The 13,720-nt window shown below is 61.6% G+C and carries 5 protein-coding genes; 3 read left to right on the top strand and 2 right to left on the bottom strand.

All coding sequences use genetic code 11. The features are described 5' to 3' along the window. Positions 1–33: 33 nt before the first annotated feature. Positions 34–3,441 carry a UvrD-helicase domain-containing protein gene (locus J3U87_RS09905; protein WP_237382884.1) on the bottom strand — a complete coding sequence of 1,136 codons (3,408 nt, stop codon included), beginning with the start codon at positions 3,439–3,441 and terminating at the stop codon, positions 34–36. After that, the gene (locus tag J3U87_RS09900) at positions 3,438–6,998 is read right to left on the bottom strand and encodes an exodeoxyribonuclease V subunit gamma (RefSeq protein ID WP_237382883.1); all 3,561 of its coding nucleotides are present in this window, start codon (positions 6,996–6,998) and stop codon (positions 3,438–3,440) included. Before J3U87_RS09900 ends, J3U87_RS09905 begins: the two co-directional genes overlap by 4 nt. Before the next feature lie 375 nt (positions 6,999–7,373). Here J3U87_RS09900 and J3U87_RS09895 point away from each other — a divergent pair, with 375 nt between their 5' ends. The 3 genes from J3U87_RS09895 to J3U87_RS09885 all read left to right on the top strand — a co-directional run bounded on the left by J3U87_RS09895 (position 7,374) and on the right by J3U87_RS09885 (position 13,446). Beyond that, a complete protein-coding gene (locus J3U87_RS09895) occupies positions 7,374–7,883 on the top strand; it encodes a hypothetical protein (protein WP_237382882.1) in 510 nt (169 codons plus the stop codon). 806 nt (positions 7,884–8,689) lie between these two features. Further along, positions 8,690–9,809 (top strand): IS3 family transposase gene (locus J3U87_RS09890; protein WP_420038213.1). Its coding sequence is split into 2 segments (ribosomal slippage): positions 8,690–8,979 and positions 8,978–9,809, totalling 1,122 coding nucleotides; the frame shifts between segments, so codons are not numbered across the junction. Between the two features lie 1,222 nt (positions 9,810–11,031). Next, positions 11,032–13,446: a penicillin acylase family protein gene (locus J3U87_RS09885; protein WP_237382881.1), complete on the top strand. Its 2,415-nt coding sequence runs from the start codon at positions 11,032–11,034 to the stop codon at positions 13,444–13,446. Positions 13,447–13,720: the final 274 nt, after the last annotated feature.

Raw genomic sequence — 13,720 nt, 5'->3', positions numbered from 1 at the left:
CGTGTGATTCGTGGACAAATTTCAGTCTTGAACTCACGCGTAATTGTGTTCCTTCAGCCGGGCCTCGTACTCCAACAACTCTTCCCAATTGGGGCGGTGGAAAAAGACGCCGCCGCCCTGTTCCATGCCGCGCAGGAACAGGTAGTAAAAGCCGCCGAACAAGCGGTCGTAATCCTCGCGGGACTCGATGCGCAACCAGCGTCGCACTGCCAGCAGGTAGATCTCCACCTGGATTCGGTACTCGCGCCATACGTGCTCGGCCAGGGTGTCTTCGTCGTAGCGATCCAGCGTGTCGCTCTTCCAGTCCGCGAAATAGGTGCGGCCTTCGTGGCGGACCGCCAAATCGATGGAGCCGTTCAGGATCACGCGCTTGCCGTCGTCGGGCCGGATCGGGAAGTGGAAATCCACCTCGTGCAGGCGGTGATCCTCGCCGATCGCGCCGATCGCCTGGCCGTTCAGGATCGGTGCGGTCAACGCCGCCCACAGGATCGAACAGGCTTCGTCGAAATAATCCTGCAGTTCGTAGGCGTGCAGATGGCCTTTGATGACCTGGGCCGTTTCTTCGTCGTCTTTCCACGCCTCCATCCCGCGTTCCAGGTACGCGGCGAGGTTCAGGTGGTCCGTGTCCTCCAGGATCTCGTGCAGGCAATTGCCGGTCGCCTTGCCCTTGGGCATGCCCGAACCCGGCAGGGTTTCGCTCGCCTGGGTTTCGTCGTTGCGGTACATCCGCGTCAGGTTCTCCAGGACCAGGCCTGCGATCGCCTTGTCCTTTCCATGGGCCAGCTTGGTGTAGCTCGTCAGCCGCAGCCGGTTGTGGCGCGCCAAGATGGCCTGGAAATCGGGCGAGGTTTCCGCGACCTCCGGTTCGAACTCGCGCAGGGTGTCGTCGTGGTACTGATGCTCCATGTCCTCTTGGCGCAGGTCGCCCGGGGTCGCGGTGAGGAATTCGAGGTTCGGTTGGTCGTCCGCGTCCTTCAGCGTCAGCAACGTGTCGCGCAGCACGCCCAGATCGCCCTTCAGGTTCTCCGTGAGCGGCAGGACCATTTTGTACTTGGCGCGGGTCAGGGCCACGTAATACAGGCGCTCGTTTTCCGCGCGGATCGCGGCTTGGTGTTCCTCCGCGTGCTGTTTGGCCAAATCGATCACGCGGCCCGCCCGGGGATCCTGGAACTCGTGGTAGTCGATGTGCGGTGAGCTGGAAAAGCCGCCGTAGACGAACACCACCGGGAACTCCAGACCCTTGCTGGCGTGGATCGTCATAATCTGAACCGCTTCCTTTTCCGTCTCCAGCCGCAACAGCCCCTCGTCGTCGGCGTCGATGCGGTTGGCGATCAAGCGGTGGAACATGCTGAGCAACTGCTGGAGGTCCAGATTGGCGCCCTCACGTTTGAGCACGTCGGCCAGGTGCTCGTAGTTGGTGACCGCGCGTTCGTCGTCGCGGGCGAAGAGTAGGCGCTCGAAGATCTTGGTCTTGTTGAAGATGTCGTTGAACAGGAAGCGGTAGTCGCGATCCATGTAGGCCCGTTTGCGCCACTCGCTCATTTGGCGCCGCAACTCCTCGGGAAGCCGGGGCGTGGCCGCCAGGTCCACGAAGGGCACGCTGTAGAAATCCGTCAACATCGCCTTGCGTGTGGCACTGTCGTCCTGATCGTGCTCGATCGCCGCCAGCAGATCGTAGAAATGGCGGGCCTGGCGGGTCTGGAACAGACCGCCCTGCTTGTAGAACGCGAAGGGCACGCCGAATTGGGCGAGCACCGCGCCGAAGGTTTCACCCTCACGGCGGTTGCGGGTCAAGACCGCGATGTGTTTGGGCTTCAGTTCCGGATCACTTGCCAGCATGTCGACGAGGGTGCGCCCCATCCAATGGGCGAAACCCTGTTTGAGCTCGTGGGCCGACGGGTCCTTGCCCTGATCGTCGGGTGGCACGTAGAGGCAAGTGAGCGGCGGACGCCCGTCGATGCCCGCCACATCCGGCAGACCCGCTTCGACCGGATTCGCGTAGTCGATGTGGCCCTGGAACAGGTATTTGGAGGTGAACACGGCGTTGACGGCGTCGATCAGGGCCGGCGACGAGCGGTAGTTCTTGTCCAGGCTGAGGCGTCCGCCACCGCGTGCCGTCAACTCGTCGCGGGCGCGCAGGTAGGTGTGGACATCGGCGCCGCGGAAGCCGTAGATCGCCTGCTTCGGATCGCCGATCAGGAAGAGGCGGTGCTCGGCACTGTCGAGGAAGACACGGGAGAAAATGGTCCACTGGTGGGCGTCGGTATCCTGGAACTCGTCGATGACGGCGAAGCGAAACTTGCGGCGCAGGGCCGCGGTCAGCCGGCCGTCGGCACCCTCGTCGCGAATGCGCTCCGCGACCAACCGAATCATGTCGTCGAAGTCGAACCAACCGCGCTGCTGCTTTTCCGTGTCGAGCGCGGCGCGCAGGTCGGGCAGCATCGCCAGTTGGAGCTGGACCTCCAGCTTGCAGGCGAAGGGCAGCAGGGCCGCGGTATGGTGCAGGAAACTGAGCACCGGTGCGGGCAATTCTCCAGGACCGTTGATTTTACCGGGCTTGGCCTTGTTGAATTTCCACGCATCCGCGTCGAAGAACGGCATGATGCTCTTGGCCTTCGCCTGCTTCTGTTCGTACAGCCAGGCCAGCATCTGGGCGGGCTGCGCTTCCGGATCGGCGTGGTGCCGCCCCAGCCAGTCGACCATTTTTTCGAAGGCCTTGCGGTGGTTCGCGTTCAGGTTCGCGCGGGTCAACACTTCCGCGATCGGCACGGGATCGGCGAGGTCGCGCCAGGTCTGCCACGCCGCTTCCGCACCGGTGAGGTCGGGCAACAGGTGCCCTTGCTTGGCCAACAGCCGTTTCAAGGACGTGGCGAGGTTGCTGCCGGCGTGTTCCTGGTTCAGGCCGCCGGGCGTCTCGCTCAGGTAGGCCGTCAGCAAGCCGGTGTAGGGCCGGCGCCCCGAAAGCACTTCCGACTTGATGAACCGCGGGAAGACCTCGTCGAAGACGCGTTCCATGCGGCGCTGCTCCATTTGAAAAAGCTGGTGATTCTCGAAGGCGTATTCGCGCAACACCGTATTGCAGAATCCGTGGATCGTGTAGATCGCCGCGTTTTCGAAGGCGAACAGCGCCTCTTCCAATCGATCGCGCATCGGTTTGGTCAGCACCCAGCACGATTCGAGCGGATGCTCGGCACCCCAGCCGGCCGGGAGGTTGACCAACTCGATCAGCTTCTTGCGGATGCGGGCCTTCAATTCGTTGGTCGCCTTTTCCGTGAAGGTCACCAGCAGGATCTCCGGCAGCTTGACGCCGTTGTAGATCAAATCGATCACCAGGTGCTCGATCGTGTAGGTCTTGCCGGTGCCGGCCGAAGCTTCGATGATGTGATCGCGCTCGGTCAGGCAGCCGTGAAGGATCGCCGGCTTGAGGTATCGCGCGCTCAAGGGGTATCCTCCGCCGCACACTCTCGTCGCTCGATATCGTGACCCAAATTGCGGAACAGCGGACCGAACCGGCGGGCGATCAGGGCGCGAATGTCTTTGGCCGGCGGGAAATCGGCCCATTCCTGAAGCGGGCCGTAGCGAGATATGATGGCGCCGCGCTCGTCGTTTTTGGCCTTTTCGACGCGTTGTGCGAAGAGCGCCTCGAATTCCGAGTCGGCGGCCTTCTCGGCCAGGTCCAAGATGATGTCTCCGGGCGCCAGGTAATCGTGTTGGGGTTTCAACATATCGCGCACCAAGGCCACCAGGTAGTCGCGCGCCTCCTCGCGCCGAAGCTGGAAGTGCTGCCAATCGGGTGCCGCCGGGTGGGGTTTGATCATCGCGGCCTGTAATGTCTCGGTTCGATCGGCCGCGGCCAATGCCACCGCATCGAGCCAGCTCTTGAGCAGGTGATGGCCCCATTGGGTTTTTTTTCGGGATGAACTCGGACCCTTGCTGTCCGTGGAGGAGAAGTAGATCGACCGGAGCCCGTCCTCTCCCTGGAAAATGAACTGCGTGGTGCCGGTGATTTCCAGGATGTGCTTGCGGCCATCCAGTTCCAATTCCAGCTCCAGCGGCGGCGTCTGGTATTCGGGTGGGGTTTCCTCGTTGCCGGTGCCGAACTGGTAACGGCCCGCGTGGCCCTGCAAATCCAACCGACCCAGTTGCTGGCACCATTGATCGAGTGCCTGGTGCAGGAATGCCACGTTGAGAGGGCGCAGCACCCCACCGGGGAAATGACCTTTCAATTCATAGCGGTAGATCGCCTCGTCCAGCAGGTTTTGATAGGTGGTGTTCGCACCGAACCCGCCCTCGTGTTCGCGCAACAGGTCGCCGATCACCTGGGTCAGGATCTTGTGGCGGTGAAGGCGATCCAATTGGAAGGGTTCGTGGACCTGGCTCAGCAAATCCTCTTCGTCTTCACGGAGCCCGAGGGCGCGTTTGGCGGTAGCCTGAAGCGGGCATTCGAGAAAATTGCGAATTTGGTTGAGGGTGATGGAGATGCGTGGCTCCGTCTCGGTTTCCGCTTCGTCGAGGTGGCTCGCCAAACCCAAGCGCTTCACCAGTCGATCCGAGAGCAGGCCTTGGCGGCCCAATTCCTCCAAGGGCGGTAGATCGGGCGTACCCAGGCGCTGGAGCAGCCGTTGCCGGTCGCGACGCGCGCGGGCCAGACGTTCGGCGAACGGATCGAACTGGACCAGGGCGTCGGGGGCCGCCTCGGGAGAGAACCCGTAGCGCTCCGAATAACTCTTGAGCGGGTGCTGGATGGGGGAGAAGCTGCCTCGGTAGCGTTCGGCCTGGTACATGGTCTCGGCGAGCACCGAAGCCGGGTTGACCGGATCGTCCGTTTGCTCGTCGCGATCCACGTAACTCAGGACCAGGGTGTCCCGGGTGGAGATCAGGGTCTCGAGGAACATGTAGCGGTCGCGCTCCTGATCGGTGACGTCGCCGATTTCGCGTTCGCGAAAGGCATCGTTGGTGCCGCGAGTCACCGGCATGCGTGCCCAGCGCAGGTCCAGGGTGTCCTTGCGCTGCGGGGCGGGGAAGGCGCCTTCGTTGAGGCCCATCACGTACACGAGTTTGAAGGGAATCGGGCGCATCGGCATGAAGCTCGAGACCGTGATGCCGTCGGCCAGGTATTGATTGTAGAACGGGCGCAGCGTGGCCAGCTCGTCCTCGAAGAAGGCCTGCACCATGGCGTAGGGAAGCGGCGTCGCCGGGTCCTCGAAGGCTTCGCCCAGCTCCTCCAATTGGGAGGCGATGCGGCGAATGCGTTCGAAGTCGCGGTCCTCGCCGGGGCAAGGGGCCAGGTAGGTGTTCAGCATCAGGCGGAAGTAGCGCGCCCAGTCCTTGGCCGAGAGCTGCGCGTGTGCGATCTTGCCGGTATCCTCGAACAGCGATTGGGTGATGGTGTAGAAGAGTCGCGCCGGTTCGGCCTCGGTCTCGCCCAGGGCGTAGACGGCGTAGGCTTCGCCTTCCTTTTGAAAGACGCGCTCGCCGCGATCGTGGAAATAGGGGCCCAACAACAGGCGCTTGAAGCCCTGATCCCAGTTGTACAGGTCCTTTTCGAAATAGGCCACCCCTTGAGCGCGTTGGTCCTCGCGGTCGCGACCGAAGTAGATGTTGAGCGCACTGGCGTACTTCAGCCAGGAATGGGGATCGGCGTGTGGAAAGCGGGCCTGGAAATTGGGGTGCTGGTAGAGGCGGAACAGGTGCTCGCGCTCGAATCGGCTGCGCGGCAGTTGCAGCAGCAGGCTCACCGCATCGATCAATCGCGCCGCGCGGCCCGTGGCGCCGTCCACCAGGTTGAAGGGCAGGCCGTGAAGTCGCTGAAACGCGTTTTCGATTTCGGCCTGATAGGTGTTCATGTCCGTGACGATGACGGCGATGTCCTTCACGTCCAGGTCCGGCTGTTTCAGCAACTGTTGCCAAATGTGCCCGGCCACCGCTTCGGCTTCGCGGCGCGGCCCGGCACAGGCCAGGACCTGAAGGCTCGTATCGCCGGCGAAGGCCTCGGGTTGGGTCGTCACCGGTTGCCGGAACAGGATGTCGCGCTGCATCTGGGCCAGCAGGGTGTCGGCCCGGGGCTTGACGAAATGCTCGGCGAAATCCCAATCGCCCAAATCGTTGATGAGCCGGAAGTATTCGCGCCCCGGTTTGCCCCAGGCCTGTAGGAACGGGTTGTCCGTTTCGGGGGCGGGCAGCTCTCCATGATCCCAGGCTTCGGGCGGAATGGTGTCGTGCTCCCGGTTACGGGCATAGCGCGCTTCCTTGTGGGTGCGCACGTCCTCCCAGAATTCCCAGCACGGGTTCAGCACGTAGAGGTGCAGTTCGCCGTATTGGGCGAGCTGTTTCAGCAGGCGTTGGTGGAAGCGCGACACGTACGAGATCCCGAAGAGATGCAACGGCTTGAAACGCGGTGGTGCGGCGGGATCGATGTTCAGGCGGAACAGCGGCGTCAGCACGGGGCGTTCGGGGTCGGCGTTGTGGGCGGCCACCGCCCCTTCGGGACCCAACAGCTCCAGCCACAGACGGCGCTGCCAGCGCTCGACCGGATGATCGTCGCCCAGCCAGGAGCGGTTCGCGTCCCAGGCGGCGATCATGGATTCGCGGGAGAAGGCGTACTCGCGAAACAAGCGCACCAGGCGCTTGGAGAGCTGGAACTGGCGCATCAGCGGATCGCCCTTGCCCGACAGGTAGCCCAGGAGATCGGCCATTTCGGCGGTCTGCGCCTCCAGGTGATGGCCGAACCGCCGCATGGTCATCGACTGCAGTGTCCAATCCGTGAGCGGCACCGCTTCATCTCCCGCGATCAGTTGCACCAACAGGGGATCCAACCGCTCGAAATTCAGGTTGATGGCAATCCCCTGGCGCTCGCACAGGTTCAAATTGAGCCACTGCTGGAGGTTGCGGTTGGGCACTACCAGCGTCTGCGTTTCGAACGGGTCGCCGGCGGACAGTTGGTCGGCCAGGGGGGCGATCAGCGCTTCCAGATGGTTGGCGTAATAGAGGTGGATCATGGTTGCGGTCAATCTCGCGTGGAAAGGACGCCGAGACCTCGTAGGAGTCGGCGATGGAAAGGGGGTCGCCGTCGGGCGCGGAAGCCAAGGTGCTCGGTGTCTCGAGACGACGCTCGTTCCAGCTTATCAAAAAACGCCCGCTCGACGGCTCGAATCCTGTGGGCGGCGCCGCGGCCCAACCGAAGCCGCGGCATCGCGTCCCAATTCGCGTGCGTGCATCCCGGACGCGGGACATTGTCCCCCAGTTGATTTCTCGATTTGGCGCATGGTATGGTCAACAATCGATTTGCCTCGCACCTGCCTAGGTTTTTGAGCCCTGAACCTTGCATGATGAATCTGCCTGTCAATGGCTTTGATTGTTACATTAGAGGAACCATGACCTTCAAGATCATTCCGGACGGCATTTCTGCGGAGGAGCTTCTGGCGCAGAAGGGCTGGTTTTTGATGGTCGATGTCTTTCGAGTGCTTGACCCTGAAGATACCGGCAAATACAAGCTCGCCTTCAAACAGATCAAACGCGTCATCAGCCAAGGTGGTGATCCGTTCGAGACCATGGGCCGCCGCAAGTTGGGCGGACGGGTCCTGTTGTTGATGGAGAAATTTGCGCCCTGGTACCTGGCCAATCCCATGTTCAAGCTCGGCAAGCTGGAGGCGGACATGGAGTTCGGCGATTTCATGGGCATCGAGGGCGAACAGTATTTTCGGCTCTCCGAGGTCTGCAACCATTTCAAGGACCATTTGCCCTACAGTTATTCCATCCTGAAACGGGACGCCGATCGTCGCGATGATCCGCTGGCCGAGATCGGCATCTGCAAGTACGACACGACCTACATCGTGCAGATGCCGCGCTTTCGCGAGTGGCTGCAGAGCGAGTTCCTGGCCTGAGCCCCATCCACCCCAGCGCCGAGAGATTCGTCGTGCATGGGTGGTCAGCCCGCTGGTTGGACATCCCGAAGCGATTCATGCGAGGAGTTCCCGAACGCCGAGAGATTCGTCGTGCCCGGTAGGTACATCCGCTGGATGTACTTTTCGAAGTCGTGATGCATGCGGCGTGACCACAAGCCGAAGAGCGGAGCGTCGAGGTCCGCTCATCCCCGTTCATCGAAGAACGACCGTACAAGGAGCCCGCGTGTGGAGGGATTCGTTGGGCCTGTAGGTGGAGCAGCTTGCTCCACCAATCGAAGCGACATCGGCTTCGACAAAGTATTGAGCCAAAGAGCGGAGCGATCCATTCTCCCGAGCAGGCCAAAGCCGGAATTGCGTCCCTCTCGATCGTATGGGTACATCGCGTCGGAGGGGCTTCGGCCGGTTGAGCAAGCTGCTCAACCTACAGGTTTTACGAAGCTTGGGGACTTGCGGGAACCTCGTGCCGGTTGGCTCCGACGAGCAGCCGATCTTAGGGTTATAATGGACCCCATAATCGAGACCAGGAGCTAAGCTTCAAAAGCGTTAAGGTGGGACCTCGGGTAAACAGCGGGGCAGAGAGCCAAGGGGGAGCATAAAGCGGGCGCTCCACCATAGTGTTGGGGCCCACCCCTCGTACCCCAGGGGACACCTTGACGGCCCAGCAAGCTGCGCCATCAAGATGTCCATGGTGCGCCAGGGGTCCACCCTAACACCATGGTCGTTCGTCCGTTTATATCCCCCTCGGCCAACAGCTACTGCGGAGCCGGAGAGAGGTAAACCGAGTTTTGGCTAGGAAGCGCAACAATCACGATCCCAAGTTCAAGTCCCGGGTGGCTTTGGAAGCGATTCGCGGCATCAAAACGGTCTCGGAACTGTCAGCCCAGTACGGGGTCCACCCGACCCTGATCAACCGCTGGAAAAAGCAGGTGATCGAGTCCCTGCCGGAGGTGTTCGAGAGCGGGAAGGCTCCTCGAAAACCCGCCGGCGAATCACCGGAAATCGGCAAGCTTTACGAACAAATCGGTCGTCTCCAGGTGGAGCTCGACTGGCTCAAAAAAAAATCTGAATCCCTGCATTGAGGAGAAACGGCTGTGTATCGAACCCCATCACCGCCGGTTGAGCATTCGCCGGCAGTGCGCCTTGCTTGGGTTATCGCGAGCCTCGTACTACTACGAGCCGCGACCCGAGAGGCCCGAAAACCTGGTCTTGATGTCGGAGATCGATCGTATTTACCTGGATTTCCCCTACTTCGGCAGCCGACGCATGGCCGCCTTCCTGCGAGATCGAGGGTATGCGGTCAACCGGAAACGGATTCAACGGCTCATGCGGTTGATGGCCCTGGAGGCCGTGTATCCCAAGCCCCGCACCAGCGCGGCCAACCCGGCCCATCGCGTGTATCCTTACTTGCTGCGGGACCTGACCATCACCCATCCCAACCACGTTTGGAGCACCGACATCACCTATGTGCCGATGCGGCGAGGCTACATGTACCTGACGGCGATTATCGACTGGTACAGCCGGTACGTGGTGGCTTGGGAAATCTCCAACACGCTGGATGGAGCCTTTTGCCGCGAGGTTCTGAGACGCGCGCTGCAAAACAAGAAACCTTCGATATTCAACACCGATCAAGGCGCGCAATTCACGAGCCCGAAATTCACCGAAATCCTTCAGGAGGCAGAGGTTCAGATCAGCATGGACGGCAAGGGACGCGCACTGGACAACGTGTTTGTCGAACGATTGTGGCGTTCGGTGAAATACGAGCACATCTACCTGCACAGTTACGAAAACGGCCTGGAACTGTACCATGGGCTTCACAGGTACTTTGAACACTACAACAACGAGCGGCCACATCAATCGCTCGGCAACCAGAAACCCTCCGAGGTGTACCACGCCACCGAAGCTTAAGTTTGGCACCTTTTGGTCTAGACAACGGGGTCCACTATAGGTAACGAATCGTGGAGCCGAATCGGGTCGACCCATCGTCGAGCGTGATCCGGAAGTTCCCGCATCTCGAGAGGGCGGCAAGGCCTGTAGGTGGAGCAGCTTGCTCCACCAATCGAAGCGACCATGGCTTCGACAAAGTATTGAGCCAAAGAGCGAAGCGATCCATTCTCCCGAGCAGGCCAAAGCCGGAATTGCGTCCCTCTCGAAAGTATTCCTACATCGCATCCAATTGGCTTCGAATGGTTGAGCTAGCTGGTCTGGGCGGCCCCCTCACCCACAGGCCTTGCGTCGCTTTCGAGCATGCGGGCTCTTCGACCGTAGCCCTTCAGCGGAATTGTTGACTCCGCTTTTGGGAGTCGTGCGACGTGGTGGCTTCAGCCACTCCGAAAAGTCGGCCCAGCGGCCTTACCGGCCCTGCCCAACCTTACAGGCCTGGTGCCCCTCTCGCGATGCGGGGACTTCGAACTTGGCGACTTCGGATCGGGCGTGCGAGGGAGATTTTGGGCTCCGCTCTTTGGCTCAATTGATTGTCGTTGCTTGAGTCGCTTCGATTGGTTCACCAAGCTGGTGAACCTACCGGCCTTACCGGCCCTCTCAAGGTGCGGGGACTGTGGGCTTTGCGGCTTCGTTGGCGTGCGACGAGGGAAGTGATCGGCTTCGCTCTTTGACGCAATCGATTGTCGTTGCTTGGGTTGCTTCGTTTTGTCGGCCCAGCGGGCCAACCTACCGGCCTTACGCCCCTCTCACGATGCGGGGACTTTGGGCTTTGCGACCTTGTTGGTGTTCGATGTGGGAGCAAATCGGCTTCGCTTTTTGGTGTAACTCACTGCAGTTGCTTGAGTCGCTTCGAAAAGTACATCCAGCGGATGTACCTACCGGGCACGACGAATCTCTCGGCGTTCGGGAACTCCTCGCCTGGGCTGCTTCGAAAAGTCGGGCTGGCAGCCCAACCTACCGCGACGACGCCTCTCTCGCAAATGCGGGAACTCCCAAGCCATTCGCTTCGATTGGTTTCTTTCCTGAGATCGCCCACCGGCCGGATTGCGGAATTTGGGGTACGCCGAACATTCGGCTACCGTGGAAAGGGCGGCCTTGAGCTATACTTGATCTTTTTCAAAACCTTCCATCTGCGCCGTCCACCTGCCGTCCGGTAGGCTCGGCATCCATCCCTCCGGAGGCTCCCATGCGCCAAGGCAAGCTCAAGTCCAAGTGGTTCAAGATCGGCATGGGGCTCCTTTCGCTGACCCTGGTGATCGTGCTTGGCCTGGCCACTTTCGCATGGCTGAAGGTCTCCGGAAGCCTGGCGCGCCTCGACGGCGAAGTGGCCCTGCCTGGCTTGAATGCCGCCGTCACGGTGGAACGCGATGACCTGGGCGTGCCGACCCTTCGCGGCGAGCACCGGCTGGACGTGTTGCAGGCATTGGGATTTCTGCACGGCCAAGAGCGTTTTTTTCAAATGGACCTGCTGCGCCGCAAATCCGGTGGTGAGCTGTCGGAACTGTTCGGTTCCATCGCCCTGGAGCTGGATCGCACGATGCGCCGCCATCGGTTTCGGCAGACGGCCGAGTCGGTTTGGGCCGGTTTGCCGACCCATCACCGGGAACGGATCGACGCCTATGTTCGCGGTGTCAACCAAGGTTTGGCCGATCTCGACAGTCCGCCCTTCGAATACCTGCTGCTGGGCATGGAACCGCGGCCCTGGGAACCGACCGATTCGTTGATGTGCGTCTACGCCATGTTCCTCGATCTCCAGGATGGCGAAGGGGATCGGGAACTGAGCCTGGCGATCCTGGCAGATCAGGTGCCCGCCGAGATGTTCGCCTTTCTCACCCCTTGGGGCTCGCCCTGGGATGCCTCGCTGGACGGGATGGCGCACGAGTCGCTGGTGCACCCCGGCGAAGACGTCGTGGATTTGCGCCGCGACCAACCCTTCCACATGGAGGAAGCCACGGCCGAGCCCGTCGATGCGGGGACCACGGGCAGTAACAACTGGGCCGTGGCCGGGGCGATCACGGAACACGGCGGGGCGATTCTCGCCAACGACATGCACCTGGGCATCCGGGTCCCCAACGTCTGGTATCGCGTCGACCTGATCTGGCCCGATCCCGACGGCGGCGAACCCCTGCGCGCCACCGGTGTCACGCTGCCCGGCACGCCGACGCTGGTCTCGGGAAGCAACGGTCACGTGGCTTGGGGGTTCACCAACAGTTACGCCGATTTTTGCGATCTGATCCTGGTGGAACCCGCGCCGGATCGACCCGACCACTACCTGACCCCAGAAGGGCCGCGTCCCTTCGAGACGGTTCGCGAAACGATTCGGGTCAAGGGCGGCGAGTCCGAGGAATATACCTTCAAGACGACCATCTGGGGTTCCGTGGCCGGAAAGGACCATCGCGGGCGCGAGTACGTCAACCATTGGGCCGCCCACGATCCCGAGGCCGTGAATCTCGTCCTGGACGATCTGCTCTCGGCACGGACGGTCGAAGAGGTGGTGTTCATGGCGAAGCGGGCCGGCCTCCCCGGCCAGAACCTGGTTTGTGCCGATCGCGAGGGACACATCGCCTGGACGGTCGCCGGGCGCATCCCCCGCAAGCAGGGCGAGGCGGGCATGCTGCCGCGCTCCTGGGCCGACGGTAGCCACGGTTGGCGCGGCTGGCTGGAACCGGAAGAGGTACCGACGGTGATTTCACCGCCGGGCCACCGCCTCTGGACCGCGAACAATCGCGTGGCCTCATTGGAAGAACAGCGCGGGGTGTTCGGCAACGGAGGGTTCGATATCGGCGCGCGCGCCGGCCAAATCCGCGATCGCCTGCTTGCCAAGGATCGCTTCACCGAGCGCGACCTGCTGGCCATTCAAATGGATGACGAGGCCCGCTTCCTCACCGAGTGGCGTCAGCTCCTGTTACAGCATCTCGACGAGAAGGCGCTGGCCGACGTGCCCGCGAGGGCCGAGTACCGTCGCTTCGTCGAGAACTGGGCCGGCCGGGCCGCGGCCGACGACGTCGGTTACTTTCTGGTGCGGGACTATCGCATGAAGGTGCTGAACGCCCTCCTGCCCGTGCTCACCGGCGGTTCCGAGCAAACCGACAAGCGGTTCAGTCAATGGCACCTTCCCCAGCGCGACGGGGTGATCTGGCACCTGCTGCAGGCTCGGCCCGCTCACTTCCTTCCCGCCGAATGGCCCGATTGGCATGCCTTTCACCTCGCCATGGTCGATCGGACGCTCGAGGACATCGAGCTGAGCGATCGCCCGCTTTCCGAACACACCTGGGGTTTCCACAACAAGGGCGTGTTCGCCCATCCCTTCGGCAACGCCATCCCGATACTCGGTGATTTCCTCAACATGCCGGTCACGCCGATGTCCGGCGACGTCAACCTGCCGCGGGTTCAACGGGGCATCCACGGGGCTTCGGAACGGATGGTCGTGTCGCCGGGGCGCGAGGATCGAGGGTTCTTCCACATGCCTTGCGGTCAAAGCGGACATCCACTCTCGCCGTATTACCGCGCCGGTCACGACGCTTGGCTGAACGGTGAACCCACTCCGTTTTTGCCGGGGCCGCCGGTCCATCGCCTGGTGCTGGCGCCGGAAAGCCGATGAGCGCTGTCGTTTTGTTCGGGTACGAAGTGATTTTCCGCATTCCGAGGAGGTATATCTTTCCGGTAAACTCTTGCGGGACCAATTTGTATTGCGTTATAACAGAATCATCAAATGGTGACGAGCCGCCCCTTTAGGGCGACCCAGATGATCTAAACTGGTCCAACTGGGACGAAACGGTCCCTGCGATTTCCTGTTTGTTCGGACCAGAATGATTCTGATCATCTTCCACTAGGCACGAGCCAAGTCCATTGCGGTGTCCTGGTTTTGCTGTCTT

This window comes from Sulfidibacter corallicola (assembly GCF_017498545.1).
In the GTDB taxonomy this organism is placed as follows: Bacteria; Acidobacteriota; Holophagae; order Acanthopleuribacterales; family Acanthopleuribacteraceae; genus Sulfidibacter; species Sulfidibacter corallicola.
This window is presented reverse-complemented; position numbering and strand designations above follow the sequence as displayed.